The 18,765-nt window shown below is 61.2% G+C and carries 27 protein-coding genes and 1 pseudogene; 2 read left to right on the forward strand and 26 right to left on the reverse strand.

Annotation, left to right across the window (positions count from 1 at the left end):
- Window positions 1–2 precede the first annotated feature (2 nt).
- The 13 genes and pseudogenes from QIY50_07125 to QIY50_07185 form a co-directional block, all read right to left on the reverse strand.
- Window positions 3–224 (reverse strand): hypothetical protein, encoded by a 222-nt coding sequence (locus tag QIY50_07125; protein ID WGV21964.1) that lies wholly within the window; start codon window positions 222–224, stop codon window positions 3–5.
- A gap of 85 nt (window positions 225–309) precedes the next feature.
- The gene (locus QIY50_07130) at window positions 310–876 is read right to left on the reverse strand and encodes a phage baseplate assembly protein V (GenBank protein WGV21965.1); all 567 of its coding nucleotides are present in this window, start codon (window positions 874–876) and stop codon (window positions 310–312) included.
- Complete coding sequence (locus tag QIY50_07135) at window positions 857–1,375, reverse strand: hypothetical protein (protein WGV21966.1); 519 nt, start codon at window positions 1,373–1,375, stop codon at window positions 857–859. The genes QIY50_07130 and QIY50_07135 overlap by 20 nt, the downstream gene beginning before the upstream one ends.
- Window positions 1,350–1,730 carry a hypothetical protein gene (locus QIY50_07140; protein WGV21967.1) on the reverse strand — a complete coding sequence of 127 codons (381 nt, stop codon included), beginning with the start codon at window positions 1,728–1,730 and terminating at the stop codon, window positions 1,350–1,352. Before QIY50_07140 ends, QIY50_07135 begins: the two co-directional genes overlap by 26 nt.
- Window positions 1,730–2,047 carry a DUF2190 family protein gene (locus QIY50_07145; GenBank protein ID WGV21968.1) on the reverse strand — a complete coding sequence of 106 codons (318 nt, stop codon included), beginning with the start codon at window positions 2,045–2,047 and terminating at the stop codon, window positions 1,730–1,732. The genes QIY50_07140 and QIY50_07145 overlap by 1 nt, the downstream gene beginning before the upstream one ends.
- 68 nt (window positions 2,048–2,115) lie before the next feature.
- Window positions 2,116–4,155, reverse strand: a complete 2,040-nt coding sequence (locus QIY50_07150; protein ID WGV21969.1) for a Clp protease ClpP — start codon at window positions 4,153–4,155, stop codon at window positions 2,116–2,118.
- Entirely contained in the window at window positions 4,094–5,620 is a 1,527-nt protein-coding gene (locus tag QIY50_07155) for a phage portal protein (protein ID WGV21970.1), read from the reverse strand. The genes QIY50_07150 and QIY50_07155 overlap by 62 nt, the downstream gene beginning before the upstream one ends.
- Complete coding sequence (locus QIY50_07160) at window positions 5,617–5,817, reverse strand: primosomal replication protein PriB/PriC domain protein (protein ID WGV21971.1); 201 nt, start codon at window positions 5,815–5,817, stop codon at window positions 5,617–5,619. The genes QIY50_07155 and QIY50_07160 overlap by 4 nt, the downstream gene beginning before the upstream one ends.
- Window positions 5,808–7,848, reverse strand: a pseudogene (locus QIY50_07165) (phage terminase large subunit family protein). The gene QIY50_07160 and the pseudogene QIY50_07165 overlap by 10 nt, the downstream one beginning before the upstream one ends.
- Window positions 7,832–8,377, reverse strand: a complete 546-nt coding sequence (locus QIY50_07170) for a terminase small subunit (protein WGV21972.1) — start codon at window positions 8,375–8,377, stop codon at window positions 7,832–7,834. Before QIY50_07170 ends, QIY50_07165 begins: the two are co-directional and overlap by 17 nt.
- A gap of 185 nt (window positions 8,378–8,562) precedes the next feature.
- On the reverse strand, window positions 8,563–9,303 hold the full coding sequence (locus tag QIY50_07175) for a hypothetical protein (GenBank protein WGV21973.1): 741 nt from the start codon (window positions 9,301–9,303) through the stop codon (window positions 8,563–8,565).
- Between the two features lie 3 nt (window positions 9,304–9,306).
- A complete protein-coding gene (locus QIY50_07180; GenBank protein WGV21974.1) occupies window positions 9,307–9,519 on the reverse strand; it encodes a hypothetical protein in 213 nt (70 codons plus the stop codon).
- A gap of 9 nt (window positions 9,520–9,528) precedes the next feature.
- Entirely contained in the window at window positions 9,529–9,852 is a 324-nt protein-coding gene (locus QIY50_07185) for a phage holin family protein (protein ID WGV21975.1), read from the reverse strand.
- A 225-nt stretch (window positions 9,853–10,077) separates the two neighbouring features.
- On the opposite strand from QIY50_07185, the gene QIY50_07190 reads away from it, so the two are divergent.
- Window positions 10,078–10,260: a type II toxin-antitoxin system HicA family toxin gene (locus QIY50_07190; protein WGV21976.1), complete on the forward strand. Its 183-nt coding sequence runs from the start codon at window positions 10,078–10,080 to the stop codon at window positions 10,258–10,260.
- 37 nt (window positions 10,261–10,297) lie between these two features.
- Entirely contained in the window at window positions 10,298–10,699 is a 402-nt protein-coding gene (locus tag QIY50_07195) for a type II toxin-antitoxin system HicB family antitoxin (GenBank protein WGV21977.1), read from the forward strand.
- A gap of 50 nt (window positions 10,700–10,749) precedes the next feature.
- Here the strand turns inward: QIY50_07195 and QIY50_07200 are convergent, their stop codons facing one another.
- The 13 genes from QIY50_07200 to QIY50_07260 all read right to left on the reverse strand — a co-directional run bounded on the left by QIY50_07200 (window position 10,750) and on the right by QIY50_07260 (window position 18,717).
- Entirely contained in the window at window positions 10,750–11,214 is a 465-nt protein-coding gene (locus QIY50_07200; GenBank protein ID WGV21978.1) for a hypothetical protein, read from the reverse strand.
- Window positions 11,215–11,359: 145 nt separating this feature from the next.
- Complete coding sequence (locus QIY50_07205) at window positions 11,360–11,749, reverse strand: antiterminator Q family protein (protein WGV21979.1); 390 nt, start codon at window positions 11,747–11,749, stop codon at window positions 11,360–11,362.
- Window positions 11,746–12,033: a hypothetical protein gene (locus QIY50_07210; protein WGV21980.1), complete on the reverse strand. Its 288-nt coding sequence runs from the start codon at window positions 12,031–12,033 to the stop codon at window positions 11,746–11,748. The genes QIY50_07205 and QIY50_07210 overlap by 4 nt, the downstream gene beginning before the upstream one ends.
- Window positions 12,026–13,360, reverse strand: coding sequence for a site-specific integrase (locus QIY50_07215; GenBank protein ID WGV21981.1), 1,335 nt, complete (start codon window positions 13,358–13,360; stop codon window positions 12,026–12,028). Before QIY50_07215 ends, QIY50_07210 begins: the two co-directional genes overlap by 8 nt.
- The gene (locus tag QIY50_07220; GenBank protein WGV21982.1) at window positions 13,347–14,738 is read right to left on the reverse strand and encodes a DnaB-like helicase C-terminal domain-containing protein; all 1,392 of its coding nucleotides are present in this window, start codon (window positions 14,736–14,738) and stop codon (window positions 13,347–13,349) included. The genes QIY50_07215 and QIY50_07220 overlap by 14 nt, the downstream gene beginning before the upstream one ends.
- Window positions 14,735–15,046: a hypothetical protein gene (locus QIY50_07225; protein WGV21983.1), complete on the reverse strand. Its 312-nt coding sequence runs from the start codon at window positions 15,044–15,046 to the stop codon at window positions 14,735–14,737. Before QIY50_07225 ends, QIY50_07220 begins: the two co-directional genes overlap by 4 nt.
- Before the next feature lie 20 nt (window positions 15,047–15,066).
- Window positions 15,067–15,537, reverse strand: coding sequence for a hypothetical protein (locus QIY50_07230; protein WGV21984.1), 471 nt, complete (start codon window positions 15,535–15,537; stop codon window positions 15,067–15,069).
- Window positions 15,518–16,315, reverse strand: coding sequence for a helix-turn-helix domain-containing protein (locus tag QIY50_07235; protein WGV21985.1), 798 nt, complete (start codon window positions 16,313–16,315; stop codon window positions 15,518–15,520). Before QIY50_07235 ends, QIY50_07230 begins: the two co-directional genes overlap by 20 nt.
- Before the next feature lie 4 nt (window positions 16,316–16,319).
- Complete coding sequence (locus tag QIY50_07240; protein WGV21986.1) at window positions 16,320–16,844, reverse strand: hypothetical protein; 525 nt, start codon at window positions 16,842–16,844, stop codon at window positions 16,320–16,322.
- On the reverse strand, window positions 16,841–17,590 hold the full coding sequence (locus QIY50_07245; protein ID WGV21987.1) for a phage antirepressor: 750 nt from the start codon (window positions 17,588–17,590) through the stop codon (window positions 16,841–16,843). Before QIY50_07245 ends, QIY50_07240 begins: the two co-directional genes overlap by 4 nt.
- The gene (locus QIY50_07250; protein WGV21988.1) at window positions 17,587–17,883 is read right to left on the reverse strand and encodes a hypothetical protein; all 297 of its coding nucleotides are present in this window, start codon (window positions 17,881–17,883) and stop codon (window positions 17,587–17,589) included. Before QIY50_07250 ends, QIY50_07245 begins: the two co-directional genes overlap by 4 nt.
- Window positions 17,877–18,479: a hypothetical protein gene (locus tag QIY50_07255; protein ID WGV23152.1), complete on the reverse strand. Its 603-nt coding sequence runs from the start codon at window positions 18,477–18,479 to the stop codon at window positions 17,877–17,879. The genes QIY50_07250 and QIY50_07255 overlap by 7 nt, the downstream gene beginning before the upstream one ends.
- Complete coding sequence (locus QIY50_07260; GenBank protein WGV21989.1) at window positions 18,424–18,717, reverse strand: Cro/CI family transcriptional regulator; 294 nt, start codon at window positions 18,715–18,717, stop codon at window positions 18,424–18,426. Before QIY50_07260 ends, QIY50_07255 begins: the two co-directional genes overlap by 56 nt.
- Window positions 18,718–18,765: the final 48 nt, after the last annotated feature.

Below are 18,765 nucleotides of genomic sequence, written 5' to 3' on the forward strand. Positions count from 1 at the left end.
GGTTACTCCTGCACGCGCTGGAAATCCGGGTGCTCATCGAAGGTGGCCAGCGCCTCGTCGTCCGAGGCCGGAACCCGCACCTCGAAATTGACCACATCGAACTGGGCGCCGCTGGGGGTGAAAATGGAGCGGGAGCGGAACGCCGCGTCTCGGTACAGCACTTGAGGGGTTTCGTCGGCCACAGTGGCCTCTTGGGCCGCGACAGCGCCCTTTTTAGTTGCCATGGTTTCCTCCAGGCATGAAAAAGCCCGCGCGCAGCGGGCTGGTGGTTATCAGGGCTGCGGCGCATGAGCGCCCGCCCGCTGTGAATCAGTGCTTGTGGTTGGCGGTGTTGCCGGCCGTGTCGATGATTCGGGCGTCACCGTAGATATCGCCCGTTACGCGTAACGCGCCCTGAATCAGCATCGGCCCGGTGAAACGCAGCATGGGCGCCATCGCCTCAATGGCCGACTCCGTTACGGTAACGACCGATCCGCCCACCTTGATATCCACCTGGCCGGCCGGCAGCTCGATGCTGTAGCGCTTGGCCTGCCAGTCATAGGTCAGCGAACCGCCGTCCTCGAACAGCCAGCGCTGGACATGGTCGCGGTCATCCGGCGCCGGCGCAGGGCCGCTGTAGAGCCCCGGCAGGAATGTACCCTGGCTTACATCACCGCTGGTACTGATCAACACCCCCTGCTCGTGCATGCCAGGGGCAAGCCAGTGCCGCGCACCAGGTGCGGCACCCAGGCTGTGCCACCGTACCCAGGCGCTGGTCCATTCGCCATCTGAAACCCGGCACACCGGCGGATCGGCGGCGAGGTCGAGCGCCACGACCCGGCACTTGCGAATCATGCCGGCAATCATCCGGTCATGCTCAGCCAGCGGATAGCTCATGCCGTTCTTCCTCGCCGGGCGCCAGTACCAGCGAGCTGGGCGAATCATCGTCCCAAACCCACTGAGTGGTTCCCAAGTAAATGGTCTGCCGCCATTGGACCGCCCACGCGGTGCATTCCGCCAGCTCGGGAATGGGCGCAGTCGGTCCGGCGAACACATCGGAAACAGGCAAGACGAAGTCCTGACCCCACTGCTGGTAATTCAGTAGCCCCACCAGCTTGGTGGCCAGAATGGCCGCCTGTATGGGTGCCTGGTGCCGGGCCGCCTCAACCAGAATGCACGCCTCGAACGTCGCCACGACGCACACACGGCCGTCGCCGGGGTCATCCCCTGGCTGCATGTTCGTGATGGCGTACATCAGCATGGGCAGTGGCAGGCCGTCCTCGAGCACGGGGCAGGCCTCCACATGCTTCAGCTGCGGAATGCCTTCCTTGATGGTGGCGGTAATCGCCTCATGCAGCCGCGTCAGTTCGCTATCGGATGTCTGCGGTTCGCTCACGCTCAACCCCCAACACCAGGTTCACCATGCCATCGCCAAGCGGCTCCGGCCGGATCACCCGGTAACGTCCGCCGCCCTCAGAGGCCGGCAGGTCAATGGTCAGAATCGAGCCCTTGGGCAAGCGCTTGGCCTCTGCTGCCAGCACGCAAAACCGGGGCTCCCCTACAGCTGCGGCATCTACCGACGCCGCAAGCCCCTTGCCACTCTTCCCCATCATCTGCGGGTCGAGGAAAGGATTCTCGAAAGTGCCCTTTACCGATGTGCCGTCCTCCAGGATCGCGTGGTCACCCACGCGATCAAGGATTCGGATTGTGAGGGCGGCCATTCGCTCGCGGAAGCGACTCAGGGCAGCCATTACTGGCGCAGCAGAGCGGAGGCAAATCCGCCCGACTCATCGCTGAGCAGTCGGCCAAACGGTGTCGAGTTGGCAGTGCCGTCGGCCACCAGCGAGCCGTCCGCCAGTACGCTGACCTTGGCCCCCAGCTTGAGGCCTGCCGCTGCTGGCAGATTCCAGGAATCGCCGGTGCGGCAGGTAACAGGCTTGCCTTGCGCAGCAGTCTCCAGCGGCATCAGCACCATGGTATTGACCACCAGCGGCTTGCCAGAAGTCGCGCCACCAGCCGGCGCAATGATGACCACCGTTTGACCGGTGCCCGAGTAATTCTTGGCCATTGCCAATTTCTCCTTTTCCAGAAACAACAAACCCCGCAGGTGCGGGGTGCTTTGGGGGGCAGCTTGGCCTACTTGCCGAGGGACTTGCCCAGGCCGCGCGAGTCGAGCGGCGAGACGCCGGCGTCGATGCGCACCTTGGTGGCCACACCGTCGATGGTGAAACCGCCTTGTTGCTCGATATACGGTACATCTACGCCATTCAGGTAAGCCACTTCGACGGTGTCGTTACCTTGGCCCGCCGCCATGTACCACTCGATAGCCGAAACATCATCCAGACGGGGCTCGCCGATGACCTGGGCAAAGTCCTTGATCGGGTTCTTGATTCCGGCGTTGATGTTTGCCCCCTGTACCGACTCCGACGCGATGATCTGGCGAGCGGTATCCTCCAGCGCGACCGGCACCAACACGAATTCCGGGCGAATGTTCAGGGTGCGCGGCTTGCCGTTCTCGACCTGGCCCTTTTGCGTGCGCATGGCCGTCTTGGCCGCGCTCAGCGAAGCGACAGACAAGGCCGAAGCGGAACCCTTGAGCAGGTTGTTACGGTCCGCATGGAACAGGGTTTTGCCATCACGCAGTTGCGGGTTACCGGTCAATACCGCATAGACCAGGTCGCCGATAGTGCCCTTGGCAGCGCGCCCCATCAGTCGCGGAATGTCAGTCAGCAGCGACAGGTCGTCGTTGATGATGGCCTGACGGGTGATGGTGAAAATCTCGCCATAGGTGCCCAGCACGATCTGCTCGCCGCGATCACCAACGGAAACGTACTGATATTCAGCACCAGGGCGAACCTCACGCAGGCTGCTGAAGGAGCCCAGGCCGACACGGGTCGACGGCTTGAAGTCGCTCAGCTGGCCTTTCTTGGTCCACAATTCGAATGTCTCCGGGGCGTCTTCCCAGCCCTTGAGCACCGACTTGTTAGCGATATCCAGCAAGATGTTGCCGAAATCGCTGGAGGTGTGGGTAAAGGCCATGCCAACCATTACCATCGGGTTGCTATCCGAGCAGCTGATACCGCGTCCCTCCAGGGAGGCGCGGGCCAGTTCATGCAGTCGCATGTAGTTGTACGGGTTGCCGGCTTCCATGTCCGACTGCCCCACTCGCGCCGAGATCGAGGCACGCACCGAATCGCCAACGATGTTGCCGTTAGTGACATGGCCAGGATGACGAGCGGTCGGCACACTCACCGGTGCCGAGCCATCGCCCAAAGCTGCCAGCAGCTTCTCACGAGCCACTGCCTCGGTGCATTGCGGGTCATCTTGGCAGGTGCGCAGCAGCTCAGCATGGCCTGCCGCGAAGCCACCAAACGCTGCCGCAATAGCAGTGCGGCGGGCAGTATCGGCGGCCAGTACCTGGGCGCGCATCTCGTCAGTGATCACCGGCGCGACTGGGTCGGGTGTCGGAGTGGGGGTTGGGCTGGGAATCGAGGCCCGCGGGTTCATCAGGGTGCGCATTGCATTTGGCATGCTGGTGTATTCCTCTAAACGTTTCGAACTGAGTTGAGCGGCGGCCTTAAGCGGTTCCAGCACCTGGTCCGCGAAACCGGCCGCCACCGCCTCGTTGCCGTCCATCCAGGTGGTTTTTTTGAGCAGCGCAGCGATTTCTTCTTCGCTCTTACCCGTCTTGAGCGCGTAAGCCCTGATCAGCGTCCCCTCGAACTTGTCGAGCAAGTCAGCGTACTCGCGCATGTCGTCCGCATCGCCGACCTGACCGCCCCAAGGCTTGTGCACCATCATGCTGGAGTTCTCCGGCATGTAGACCACATCGCCCGCCATCGCTACCACGCTGGCCATGGAAGCGGCCATGCCGTCGATGTACACCTCAACGCGGGCCGAGTGCCCGCGCAAAATGTTGTACATCGCAATGCCGTCCATGACGTCGCCGCCGGCGGAGTGGATGCGTAGATTGATCTGTGACACATCGCCAAGCGCCGCGAGGTCGCGGGCAAACTGGCGGGCCGAGATACCCCAAGCGCCGATATCGTCGTAAAGCATGATTTCCGCCACGCCGCGCGCTGCGGCGCGGATGGCGTACCAGCTTTCCTCGGGCTTATTTGCCTGGCTGATTGCCGCCCGTGGCTGGATCAGCGGGATTTTTTGCAGTGTCTGCATTGCCTTTGTTCCCGTAGAACTTGTGATAGGCGTCCGAGCCGAATACCAGCCCGTTCGCCCGGTTGACCAAGATTTCCGCAATGCGGGATTTCTTGAGTTCCGCAGGGTTACGCCCCCGCGAGCGCGCCACCTCGGCCTCATCGGCGAAGCCGGCATCCACTAGCAGGTTCCAGGCTGTAGCCTCATGAACCGGGTTGATCCACGGCATGACTGGCCCCTGATAAACCGCCGAGTAGACGGTGCTGGGATCGACCGTGGGCGGGACCACCAAGCGGCCGCTCAGAATCGCCATCTGCAGCCAGTTGCGGTACACCGGGCGGGACCAGTAGTCGATAAATTCGTGCTGCAGCAGGTCGTAGCCTTGCTGCCCTTCGACCAGCTCCTGGCGTTGCGACGAATAGGTGCCGTCGTAGCTGCGCGCCACACTAGAAAAGGTGCCGCGCGTACCGGCCGCCACGGCCTTGAGTTGACCATTACGGAACGGCTCAAGGAACGGGTTCGGCCGGTTGCTCTCGATCATCCCGACTTCTTCGCCGGGGTTCAGGCCGTCGTAAACCATGCCTGACTGAATCGGAATGGTTCGCTCCTTCCCGTCAGGCTTGACCTGATAGTCATCTTGCGAGCCCTTCTTGATGTACATCGCCAGCGCAGCACTAATCCGCGCTGCCACACGCTCGCTTTCCTCGTAATCCTTGATATCCGCGAGCCGGGTAATGACGCCATGCAGCAGAGGCACGCCCCGGTTTTGTCCTATCCGCTTGCGGTGGGCAATGTGAATCACACGATCCGCCGGCACGGGCTTGGTGTTTTCCGCCAAACCATGGACTAGCAGGTCGCCGGGGTGACGCTTGTAAAAGTAATACGCCTGGACTCTCCGCCATGCGTTGCGCTGCACGCCCTGGACGATGCCTTTTGAAAGGTCGTTGTACTCCCAGGGCAAATAGTCCGGTTCCAGCAGCTCCAGGGCAAAGGGCACGCCACCTTGGTAGTCATAGCCAGACACGCGCCCTTTCAGCATCTGCGCCAAGGCCTCGCCATCACGCAGCCAGGTCCGACAAATCAGGCGCTCGACCTGCGGCCGAGTCAGCTCGCCGGATACCTCCGGCTTTAGCGACCATTCGGCCCACGCGGCTTTGATCGCAGCCGCGAAGTCGACATGCACCGCGCCAGCGTAGTCCAGCGGCAGCGGCTCAACCCCGATTCCTGGGCCGCCAACCACACGCTCCTCCAGACGATCCAGCAACCCGATAACCAGATCATGGTCTTCGTCCAGCTTGCGGCACTGGGCGCGCATCGAGCGCGCGTCTTTCTGCAGCGAAGCATCAGCACTGCGGGCCTGCCCCTTGGCCTTGTGGGTTCGGGTGATATCGGCCGCCTCATAGGCCTGGATGACATGCTGTGCCCCCAAGCGCTTGGCCACCAGGCCGGGAAACAGAGGCCTGAGCATCCGGTCAATCACATTCACCGCAGGTCAGCCAAGGCAAACCCCTGGCTCCCCCTCGCGCTTCTCAGGCGGCTTTCCCACTCCTTACGCCCGGCGATGATTTTGGAAAGATCCTCCATCGTCACCCGGCGCCCGCCCAGCGTTACATCTTTGCCAGCCAGCACATCAATTTCGGCCTGCACGTACAGGTCGACCATCCGTTGAGGGTCTACAGCCATGGCCTAACTCCTATGCCCAGGAAGCCGCCCCCATCGGGCTGCTCGGGCGTCACTGTTTCGATTGGTTCAGCCTCCGGCGTGGCCGGCGGCTCGTTCGTCTCGGCGACCTGCTCAGGCGCCGGCAGCACCTCCCAAACGCCGGTCGCCGGGCAGCGCTCGGCCGCCAAGGCATCGAGGTCAAGGCCGAACTTGTCTTGCGTTATGCGTAACGCAGCCAGGGCATACACAAAGCAGTCGAGTGCTTCGTTACGCCGCTTGCTGGCATCCCAGCGCAGCACGCGCCGCCCCTTGGCCATGACCCATTTCTTGGTCTCGCTGGTCAGCTGCTTGAGTTCGTCCTGGTCACAGATCGAATCATCGGCCGGGAAGTGAACCAGGCCGGGCACGGGACGATTGCCGTCCCGCTGCAGCTTGAGGCGGTTGTAAATGACCTCTTTGGCGTTGTCGGTGCCGACCTCGGTCAGGTAGACGCGCGACTTCTTGTCCTTCTTGCGCGGGAAGTTGGCAATTGGCTTGCCATAGGTACTGGCCCCGAAAATCGGGATCACCCAATGCACACCCAGCAGGCGGCTTTGTTTGCGAACCGTCTCCGAGTGGTGGCCGCCGGAGTCCCAGCACCACCGCTCAACGCCCAGCTTGGAGCCGTCGGCGCAGGTGAATTGACGACGCACCTCAAGCCCGACCTGGCGCAGCAGCTCGGCACTGGCCGGGTCGCCGTAGAGCACCCGGCGATACACCAGCCAAGATTCTTCGCCGGCGCCCCAGGCCCATACCCGCAGTTCGTAGCGGTCGTCCTGGGTGTCGATACCCCCGGTCAACACCACCGCACGCGGCGGCACCGGGGCCAGGTACACCTCGCGGCGCTCGTACAGCAGCTCCCAGTCGACTTTCTCGGTCTGGTCTTCCTCCCACACCTCGCCGAGGGTGGTGTTAACGAACGTCTTGAGCTTGCCCCGGTCCTTGCCGACCTTGACGAAGTCGGTGGCGATATCCACCCAGGTGGTGAACGTCGAATAACCCGTCCACACGCTGAAGGTCACCGAGCGCGGCGTGGCGGTCGGTTCGCCCTCGGCGTCAAACCATTCCATGCTGTCGCGCGTCCAGATGCCCGAGCGCTCGCACACCCAGCGACCAGTCGCCTCAGCCGCCTCGACCATTTCGTGATACTCAAAGGTGCCGCCTTGGCAGTGCGGGCACAGATACCAGGCCGCCTCGACCTCATGGCGATCATTGAGTCGCCACTTGATGCCAAACGGCTTGTCTTTGCCCCCCCACTCCAACACCAGCTCGTTGCCGCAGCACGGCGCTTTGATGTTGAGCCGCAGGTCGTGCGGCGACTCGATGGCGGCACGGGTGATCTGGCATATCTCGGCCTCGGTCGGCGTTGACCCCCTGATCGACTTCTTGAAGGTGGCACCCTCCAGACGCTTGTCTCCCAGGAACGTCGGCGCCCCCTCGCCCTCGATATCCTCATCAAACTTCGACAGCTCGTCGTAAATGACGGTGTCCGGGCTCTTTTCCCGATAGTTGCGCGCCGCCTTGCCACCCAGGCACCACAGCATTTTGCGGTTGGAGAAACACTTGGCCTCCAGGGTGTTGTCACGGTGCTTCATGCCGTACCAGGGCGCCAGGTCGAGCACCACCGGCACATCGCGAATCATGCCCTCAATGTGGCGTTTCATGACGCCCTCGGCGTCACCCTCGGTCGGGCAGTACATCAGCACGTTGCGTTTCTTGTGCTGGATCAGATAGCCAATGAACGCCAATCAGCATCTTGGTGTAACCGAGACGGGCCGACTTCACGAAGTTGACTTCGCGGATCAGGTCATTGCCCATCGCATTGAGAATGGCCACCTGAAACGGCGCGGTGGTCCAACGCCCTTCCTGGTAGGAAGACTCCGACGACAAGTAGAAGTGTTTATCGGCCCACTCCACGACGGTCATGGGCGGTTCCTTGTACAACGCCGAGAGCCCGACCTCGATTGCGTCGGCCAACGGCTTCAGCCATGGCGGGTCAGCCTCCGTCGTCATCCATGGCGGAAATGAACTCATTCAGAATCTCCGGCAGTCGCTCGTTTAGCTTTGCCGTTTCGTTACGCGTAACGGCGACCTCCCGCTGCACTGCCTCAAGGTGTCGCGGCTCGATATCAGGATGTTTGCGCTTGACCTTTGTATGCACGGTGTCGAGGGTTGAGCCGATCAAACTGGTGATCCGGCTTAGGGCGAACGTCACGAAATCGACCGGCACCAGGTTGCGGCGCTTAACCTCGTTGCGCATCGCTTGGGCGTCGGCCTGCTCTCTGGTCAGGCGCAGACGCTCTTGCAACAGCTTGGCCTCAGCGAGAGGGTCAATATCGTCGCCGCCAGGTTGTTGCTTGCCGCTCTGGTGCTGCAGGCGGTTATCCACCACCGAACGAACGTCGTAAAACGATTCTCGGCCGATCCTCTGGACCGGCTCTACGCCCCATTTGTCGAAGGCTTGAACCGAAATTCCGAGGCTTTCGGCCATGCGTTTTTTGTTCAGCCAGAACGGCTGTCGGGTAATCGTTGAATTTGTCATGGACTAAACAACAACCAACCTCCGAATTTGGGTCATACATAGCGAAAAGGCGGGGCCCGAATTACCCCCATCCGCCGGGGGTGCCGGGAGGACCCGCAAGCCGGGGTTGGGGGCAGGGCCGGATAGCCTCCCCCGCCTCCCGTCAACCCCTACGGGCCGGAAATCGAGGGGTTTTCGCGACTCTTTCACCGTTTCGCCGTGGCAATCGCCCTTTCGAGCGCCTCGGTCGAGACGCGGCCGTGGTTGGCCGTAACGATGTTCTCCGCGATACGAAAGAACGGGAATTGAATGCGGTAGATCGGCGCGCTTTTGCTGAAAAGGAACACCGGCCGGATGGCATCGCCAAAGGCCGTGTCCATGCGCTCCCACACACCATCGATGCTATCGACCACGCCCGAGAAATAGCGACGGGCATTGCCCTTGCGCTTGCTGCGCTTGCTGCCCGTGGCGTTGGACTGGTAGCCCCTGGAGGACTCGGCAGCCCCAAGGCCCGAAAGAATGCGGGTCATCACTCCGCGCGATACGTTGCCGTACTGGTTGAGCATGTACGACGCAGGCAGGGCGAACTGACCGGACTGCATCAGGCCCTTAGCTATCAGCGATTTCTCGAAGCGCTTGTGCGGCCTCGGCCCACCGGCCACTGCCTGCTGCAGGTAGGTGTCTGCAGGAATGCCCGATGACCATGAGTCCTTGAAGTATACCCGCGCCTCGGGCTTCGCCTTGGTGGCCGCACGCAAGAAAAGACTAGTGAGCGTGATAGGCGTAGGCCGGTCTAGGCGCTGTTTCATTACCCGCGTTTCGCCGGCCTTGACTAGCTTGGCCAGCTCGGTAGCGGTGAACGCCGCCGCGAAAGGCAGCTGGTCGCGGTACAGGCGCTGCAAGGCCGAGGACACGCCCGACGCATTGTCCAACCCGATTTTGAACATGGCTCAACCCGCCGCGTTACGCGTAACAACGTCTTCCAGTTTGGCAAGGGCTCGGCGCAAGGCAATCATTGCCCTCTCAAGAGCATTCTGATCGACAGTCGCCCTACCACCGATAACCTTGGCCAGCCGCTCAGCATCACCTTTCAGGATGCCGATGCGCTGTAATGCCTCCCCCTCTAAATGACTCAACATTCGACACTCGTTCGATACAGTCATTTCCCTGCCTTATTGATCGTTCGAAGGAAGCCCTGCCCGCTTGGCAAGGAACTGGGTATACAAGCCGCCCGCGACATCCGCGCCGATTACGGCAATAACAATGCCGAGACCAGCAGCCAGATAGAGGTTGCTCCAGAGGGCCAAGGCCAGCAGTAGGGTTGCCATGCCGAGCAATCCAGACGCCAGGAAACGTAAAGCCACGCGCTGCAGAATCTGCCGCAGACTCAGATCGGCCCCTGAGGCTCGAAGCATCTCGCCCGAGAGGCCTGCCATGCTTAACAAAATCAACAGCCATAGGGGCACATCAGCGAGCGCTTGGTGCTCGTTGTTCATCTGCATTCCTCTGTTAGGGACGGCCCTAAGTCGCCGGCATCCGCTGGGATGCTAGGAGCAGGCCTGGGCCGAAAACGAAAAAGCCCAGCACAATGGCTGGACTCAAGAAGGCAAAAAGTCCGCTGTAATGGCGAACTCTAAAAGGTAACTCTAGGCGCATATTTGCCTTGTTGATTTATGCGCCTAGAGGTATAATGATCCCATCAACCACACAAGGAGATGGAGGTGCAGAGTAGGCAGTTGATCAAGGAGCTTGAAGCCGCCGGATGGGTTCTGAAACGAGTAACTGGAAGCCACCACATCTTCAAACACCCCAACAACCCAAACTCGATACCAGTGCCACACCCCAAAAAGGATCTACCGATCGGCACGGTAAAGAGCATCAAGGAACGAGCCGGGTTGAAATAACCCGGCTTCACCCTTTGCACCTCTGTAGGAGAGCACCATGCAATACCCAATCTGCATCGAGTGGGGCGACGAGAATACCGCCATCGGTATTCAGATCCCCGACATTCCAGGCGCTGTCACCGCTGGCGACACCTTCGAGGAGGCCTATGCGGCAGCAGTCGAGGTGGCCCACATCATGCTGGAAGAGATCGCTGGCAGCGGCCAGGCCATCCCCATGCCCACCAGCGCGGCCACCCACCGGAACAATCCAGACTTCGCCGAAATGGGGTGGGGTATGCTGGAAATCGACATCACGCCGTACCTAGGCAAGACCGAGAAGGTCAATGTCACTCTGCCGGGCTTTGTCATCCAGCAGATCGATCGGTACGTGCGCGATCACAATGTGAAGAGTCGGTCGTCTTTCCTGGCCGATGCAGCCATGGAAAAGCTAGGACGTTAGATGCACAAAGCCCCGCTCAATGGCGGGGCTCTTATCAGCGAGGCGCAGAATTAAACCTTCAGCGATTTCTCACAAATTTCGTACAGGCAATCGAACAGATACTCCGGCATCCTAGAACGGGTGTAACCGAACTTGCCGCCGTTGTCGCATACTTCCACCTTCACGCCTTCTTCAGCTACTTCCATTGTAAGCGGGAGGCGAATGACGCTCGAAACTCTTGAGACATCCACATCTGCCAGTTTGAACTCAAGCGCGAAGTTCAGCTTGTAGCCAAGCTCTCCAGAGCTCAATTTCTCGCTATAGACGGTCTCGCCCTCGTCGTCCACGTATCGCCCCAACGCCTTGACCTTAATTGGGTGGGATAGCGGATCTGTATGACCACTTTCGGTTTGCGACAACCAAACGCCGAAGTCATCAGCCAATTCTTCAGCGTGAAGGACTAAATAATCAGCGTGACTCTCGAGCCGCTGAGAACTAGCCTGAAACTGCCTTACGAGATTTCCGAAGCGACTCATGTACCTATCCTTGATGGTCCGTGAGTCGCCAAATTAAACATACAAAAAACCCCGACACAATGGCCGGGGTTTCTCTGTGTCGCGTTGCTTGCAAGCTGGACACGCTGCTATGAAAACAGGTGTTTATCCGCCCGTATAGAACTTTTTATGCCGCCTCTCGAATTCCTTCGAGCGCGCAGTCGATCCAGGCGACGCCTGCTTTGATGATCTCCCGCGCCTTACGCTCGGACATACCCGCTTCCCTTCCGACCCGCATGGCTGGGTGCTTCGATCCAAAGTAGGCCCAAACGAAGTCTCCCATCTGCTGGTTGCGCTTTGTCAGCCGGGCCACCGCGCCGTCGATGATGAGCGCCAGGTCATCAGTGATTACATGCTGACGGACGCCTCCTTCGCTGGGGACGTTGTCCCGCATGAGCGCGTATAGCGGCGACACGTAACGGGGCACCCCCATCTCACTCATTCGCCACCAGCCCCATTGCTCCAGCAGGTACTCGGTATCGCCCAGCGCCTTGTCCACGTAGGTTCGTTTCTTCATGCAGCCCTCCGGGGCGTTGGGTCGGTGTCCAGGCCGAACAGCTCGCACAGCAGCTTGAAGGCGTGTTTGTTCTTGGCGCCACCTTGGATGATCCAAGCCTTGGCGTACTGCTCGAATCCCTGGACGGCGCGTGAGCCGTGCCAATCGGCGACGATATCCATCAGGGCTGCCGAGGCGATCCGGCCGTTGGTTTGCTCCAACAACAGGCGGTTGCCCTTGCTCAGGAATTCCCGCTCAACGGGCGTCATGCTCTTGCGCGGCAGGGCCGCAGTGACATTACTCATGGCCATCTCCTGGCTTGAATTCTTGATCGTGCATCCTCCCTTGGGATGGATGCTGTGAGGTGCTGCAACCCACGCCCGTATTGGCGTCAGCGGTTGCAGGTCCGGTTTTCTGTCCCGGCAATGTCTCGGTGTGAATGGCGGCGAATCCCTGCCCGTCGAGGTGCTGGTGCCAGGCCTCCAGCGCCTGACGCTTCAGCCCTTCGGCCGTGGTGTGGATGTAGGTGGCGTCCAGATCCTTCATGGCGTGATTCAGCAGCAGCTCGCCCACCATGTAATCCACCCCGAGGTCGGTCCACGCCGTGCGGGCCACCTTGCGCAGGTCGTGGCTTGACCACTCGCCCTTGGCCATATCGGTGAACAAGGTGTTGGCCTTGCTCGGGCTCAGCGGTGCACCATGGCTGCCCGGGAACAGCAGCAGGCCGTTATAGCCCTGGGCGGCCTGCAGGCGTCGGTACCGGCGCAGCAGTGCGCAAGCCTGGGGGGTCAGCGGCAGGGTGTGCTCGGCCTTCGTCTTCGTGTCACCCGCCGGAATGAACCAGCGGCCCGCTTCAAGGTTGACGTTGCGCCAGCGCGCCAGCCGGGTCTCGCCCAGCCGCGAACCGTGGCACAGCATCATCAAAGCCAGCATGCAGCCCGCCGGCTCAACCTCGAAGCGCTCGGCGACCACCTCCAGCAGGCCCGGCACATCATCCCCACGCAGTCGCGCAGGTCGCGGCCTGATCCGGGTCCTCACGAAGTCGGTGAACTTCAATGAGGCCATGGGGTTGGCGGGCAGCATGTCCAGACGCAGGGCTTGGCGGAACGCGACCGAAAGCACACCGTAGACCGAACGCACGAAGGACAGGGCATAGCGTTCCTGCAGCGGCCACATCAGGCGCTGGTCGATCGCCTGCTTGTTGGTCTCGGCCAACAGCAGATCACCCAGGCGGGGCACCAGGTGGCGATCAAGCGCTGACTTGGCGCTGGCCTTGCGTTTGGCCGACAGGCCACGGTCACGGTTCATCCGATCGCGGTACCACGCCAGCACATCGCCCACCGTAGCCCAGCTGGTGGTCGTCGACTTGGCATCGGCATCGGCAGCCCGGCGCGCCAGGATGGCCGGCAGCGTAGTCAGCATAGTTTTGGTGTTGATACCCGGGTAATCGCCAGCCTTGCCCCAGCGCCCGCGCACCACGACGTGCCAGGCACCACGGGAGCGATCAACAGTCGAGAACCGGAACCGCAGCTCTCGGTGACGGGTATCCCGCAGTTGGAAGACCTCGCCGGCGGCATGCCGGCGAATCTCCGCATCGCTCAGGGTGACGGTCAGAGTTTTAGAATCGCTCACTGCCGGCCCCCTTGTAGCGCTGGGCATAGCTACCACGCCCAGCCTCGACCTCATCATCACTGGGCAGCGATCCAGCGTAGGTGGCGAACCGGCCATACTGCCCTTCCTGCTGGACGATGCAGGTGCCGACCCGCGCATGGCGACACTTGGTCATCAGGATCTCGGTGACGCCGTTCTGGCCCTCCTCCGTATCCATATCGCGGTGCACCATCAGGATACAGCTGGCGTCAGCCTCAATCTCGCCAGAATCGCGCAGGTCGCTGGACTGCGGCTTCTTCCCGGGGCGCTTTGTCGAGTCGCGGTTCAGCTGGGCCAGTTCAATGACCGGGATGCCCATTTCCTTGGCCAGCTGCAGCAAGGCCTTGCTGATCTTGCCCACCTCCTCGGTACGAGATCGGCCACCACGCTCGCTGCGCACCAGGGTAAGGTAGTCGACCACGATGCCGGCCAGTCCGTGCTCGCGCTGGCACTGCCGAGCCGTGGCGCGAATAGTGGACGGTGTCTGCACCGGGTCGTCACAGACGAAGAGCGGGGCTTCCAGGGCCAATCCTACGGCACCGCTCATCCTGGCCCAGTCGTCTTCGCGCATCTGGGCCGGGTTATCCAGCTTGTGCAGAGCCACCCCTCCAAGCGAGGCGATAGCGCGCAGCCCCAGTTCTTCGCCGGGCATTTCGATGGAGAACACCAGCCACGGCTTCCGCTCCTTGACGGCGTTGTGCTGTGCGATCTGCAGGGCCAGGGTAGTCTTGCCACTGCCCGGCAGGCCGGCGATTACGGTCACCTTCTTCGGGCGAAGGCCTTGGACCAGCTCATCCAGCTTTTCGAGCCCCGTGGAGGGCCACTTCGGCGCCACCCCTCGGTGCTTTTCATCCACCAGGTCGGCGGCATCTCCCATCCATTGATCCAGCCGCTTGTAACCCTTTGCCTCACCATCAAGGTTGCGCAGGTCTGCCATGGCCTGCTGGGCAGCGGCGATTACTTCGCCGGTAGGTGCGCCAGCCTGCACCATCTCCTGCGCGCCACCCGCCACGTCGAGAATGCGGCGTATCACGCCCCACTCCTTGACGTGCTTGGCGTAGGCCTTCCAGTTGGCCAGCGAAGGCACCTTGCTGGCCAGCTCAGCGGCATAGGCCATGACGTTGTCGCCACCCGGGAGCAGCCGTTGAACTGCTCCCAAGGTCACCGGATCGATGGGCATGGCTTGCTCGCGGCACTCCAGCATGGCCTCGAACAGGGCCGCATTGTCGGCGTGATAGAAGTCGGCCGAGGTCATCTGGCCGAGCATGTCCTCGACCAGGCCTTCGTCCTGCTGCAGCGAAGCGTGAATGACCGCGCCAAGCACGCCGTGCTCAGCCTCGTCGCTATACAGGGCCCTCATGCCGCAGCCCTCTTCGACTCCCAGGTGAACCCGACTTGCTGCCCGCCGTTCTGACGCAAGCGGTCAAGGGCGCGATCGCCGATGTAGCACTTGAGGCCGTCAGCGCTCAAGTTGCTGATCACCACAGTCGGCAGCACGGCCTGATACCGGCGGTCGATAATGCTGTGCAGTAGGCCCAGCTCGTACTCGCTGCCCTTCTGCGCCCCGACCTCATCAATCACCAGCAGATCCAAGCCACCAAGATGGACTGCCACGTCACGGTCGGTGTAGCCCGATCCAGGCGCCATCGAGGCGCGGGCAATGCTCACAATGTCCCCGGCCGGGATGATCAGCGCACGGCATTGTTATCGGCCACCACCGTGCGGACGATAGCGCTGGCCAGGTGAGTCTTACCGCAGCCAACGTTACCGGTCAGCAGCAGCGAGCGGCCCGCCCGGAAGTTGGCAGGGAACTGCTCGGCATAGGCCCGGCACTTGGCCAGAGCCCTGTGCTGCGGCTCCTTCTCAGCGAGATAGTTTTCGAAGGTGGCGCCAGCAAAGCGCGGGGTGATCCCAGCAGCGATCAGCGCTTCGCTGGCTTTCTCGACCTTGTGCTGGGCATTGGCCAGGACGCGCTCTGCCGAGTCGCGGGGGCTGGTATGCAGGGCCTCCCAAGCGCAGCGCTTGCAGCCACGCGCCAGCATCGAGCCGTCCAGCTGCTCGACCTCGCTCATATCGACGCGACCATGCACCGGGCACTCGCCGGAGAAGATGCGCTTGGCCGGGGTGCGGTGGAACAGATCAGAAATTCGAGCGGCCATCGTGGCTCTCCTGGTACATGTCATCGGTGTGCTGAGGGAGGTTGTTGAATGCGCCAGGCCGGCCTGGCCGTGCGCCAGCGTTTGCCGTCGCCTCTGGGTAAACATCGGTCCAGCAACTGACGGTGGACTTGTCGAGGACCGCATCAGCGTTCTGGTGCCCTTCCAGCTTCTTGGCAATCAGGTCACAAGCGCGCTTGGTCAGCGGTGCACGCTTTGCCTTGCGCATCTCGCAGAAGTCGGCCCAAGCGCGATCAGAGCAGTTCTCCGGCTTGGCCATCAGAGGGTCAAAGGATTCCTTTGCCTTCCGCTTCCCTTTGCCATCACCAGAGGCGCCTGCGCCTTCTTTACGGTTATGGGTGGTTAATTGGTGGTTAATTGATGGTTCGGGTGCATGCTGTGCACCCCGTTCTGTCCTGGCGTGCACCCCGTTATGTTCTGGCGTGCACCCCGGTACGTCTTGGCGTGCACCGGGTGCATGCTGTGCACCCCGCTCCATGGCGATGTCGTAGCACACAGGAATGCGATCCCGCTGGGTGATGTAGGCAGCGGGAATCGCTTGGTTGCCCCGGCGGATCGCTCCCTTCTGCTCCAGGTCTCGAAGCCGATACTGGACAGTGCGAGGGCTCAGGCCGGTATCGACTGCAAGGCGAGCGACCGATGGGAACGCGGCGCGCCCATCCTGATCGGCATAGTTGGCCAGGCACAGCAGGACGTGGCGGGCATGCGGTTCGCCAACCTCCTGCTGTTCTAGGGCCCAGGTCATTGCTTGAACGCTCATCGGTTCAAATCTCCAACTCAGCGGTGATCCGCTGGACAAACTGGTCGTAGGGTTCAACCATGGCGATACCCTGCTCTTCCAATGCGGCCCGATATGCTTTGGCTGTGCTGTAAACCACCCAGCGCTCGCGTTCAGGCAAATGTCGAGCCCCGGCGTAGCTGGGCCATGGGCACATCACCAAGGATTCGCCAGAGCCTGGCTCAGTCGCTGAAGTCAGCCCGCCCGGATCGATGGCAAGCCGCTCAAGGAACGCCTGATTCACCTGCTCCCGAAGTTCAAGGGCAGGGAATCCGGTTAGTCGCCGAACCAGCACCCGCAAAGCCCACTGAGCCATGAGCACTTCAAACTTGGCTTCGCGCAGGGAGTCTTCCTCTGCCTCATCCGAGAAGAAGATTTCCTCTGCCAGGTCGCAATGGTTCCAGGCCCGGTATGCGAGCTGATCGTTGGTCAGTGGTTCGAAGTACGCCTCGTTGATCACCACCGGATCAGTTGGCTTCCGGCCAAACAGAGGGATCACGTTGTCGGTCATTGCGCCGCCCTCGGGTTGATCTTGAATCGCCCCTGTGGGATCTCGGGGTGGGTTGCACACTCGGGTGTGACGTATGCGCATTGCCCCACGAACTGGTCAAATCGGCGCGTAATGGCCGGCTTGGGCCAGATCGCGAACGGCTGCCCCCCTTCTTCGGAATGGCGGCTGCGCACCATGGCGAACGGCAGCGGCGCCCCCGAAACCTCACGCATCACTGCGTTCACCACCCAGGCTGGCAGGCCATGGCGATTGTTGATGCGGTCGCGGATCGTGGTGATGGTCTCAAAGCCGCTGGGCACGGAGTCGAGATAGCGGACCTGCTCCAGTCGGCTGGTGCGATCCTCCACCTGAGCCAGGGCCTGCCGCTGCTCTGCCTGCTTCCGCTCGATCGCCACCAGGTGGTTTGCACTGGCCGCGATCAGCTCGGCCTGGGTCATGGCCCGGGGTACGGCCCCTTCCATCTCTTTGAGTCTTTCCGTGACGCGACGACGGACAGCTTTTGACTCGCGCATCCCGACCAGAAGGCATTGGTCGCGAGTCAGGTCGTAAGAATCCATCAGCACCCCGCTTTGAGGGTGCGCAATTTTTCTGCATACCCCCAGTTCGCCTTCAAGCTCGTCCTCGATCTTGGCTATCAACTGATCGTTTCGAATCTTCGGCTCGCCGGCCTGCTCACGCGCCTCATTGATCAGATCGCGCAACTGCGTGCTGGGCATGGTGCTGTCAGTGGAGATGGACAAATTCATTCAGCACCTCCCACATCCTTTGCGTCATGGAAGGCAGCCGCGTTGCGGTGGGGGTACAGGAAATTGCGCGTGTCGAAGACGACTCGCTCCATGAGGCGCTCCAACTCGCACACTACCGGGTTATCGAAGCCACCAAGCCCTGGGACAACCTTGGACCAGTAGAGAGTTTTGATGGCTCTGAACGCCTCACGGGCCTCGTTGAATTTAGCGATCTCCTCTGCGGAGACAATTACGTCCTGCACTATCTCGCCGGCAACCGCTATCGGCACCAATTCGGTTCGCGCAATTAGCATGCTGCACCTCCCGCTCCACGAACTGGCGAAGTAGGTTTCTGTGGAGCGCATTCTTGGAGGTCCATAACAGCCAACTCGGAACGGCCGTAGCTGTTGAGGTGGCCTTCAAAACCGAGCAGCTCACGATTGGTGGCCTGGCACTGAACACTCCAGCGGTCATAATCGACATGGCGGCCGACCTCCTGATCTACGACCCAATCAGGCAGCTGCCCGTGGAGGCGCATTTCCGAAAGATAGGTCCACCAACGACTGGCATGGTTTCGCTCGGCAATCAGCAGCCCGACTACAACTGCGCGCTGATCTTGGGTGAAGATTGCGGCTAGACCGCCGCCAGACTGGGAGACACCAGTTAACGTTGCCGAATGTTGATTTGGACTTTCGGAGGTGGTATTTTTTGGGTGCATGAAATCGTCTCCAAGCGACGAAGATTCAAGAAGGTCCCCTGCAAGGGACTGGTTAAAGGCCCGCCTGCGAAGCGGGCTTTTTGTTGCCTGGTGAAAAGTCAGCCAGACAGCAAAAACAGGGATGGACAGGCCCTCATCAAAGAGCCTGTCCGATACTGGATGTTTGAACAGCCACGTCAGTTGGCTCTGCAAGGCCAACGATCGACGACATAATTAGCTCAAGGTCGGCACGCGGTCTGTCTACCGCCCCACCGCTCGGGAACGACTTAACCTCGAACGCCTCAAAGCGCCCGCCGGCACGCGAACGAACTAGAATCTGCCGACCACTTCGAATGGCCTTGCTGATAGCGGCTTGACTTGTGCCAAGCCTCCTTGCGGCTTCTTCCTGGCCGTGCTGACCAACGAAATCCGCCAACTGAACTGGTGTCATGGGTTCACCTAAAAACGGCTTATGGTACATAAAATAACCGCCGGTAGT

The sequence above is a fragment of the Pseudomonas putida genome, assembly GCA_029953615.1.
GTDB lineage: Bacteria > Pseudomonadota > Gammaproteobacteria > Pseudomonadales > Pseudomonadaceae > Aquipseudomonas.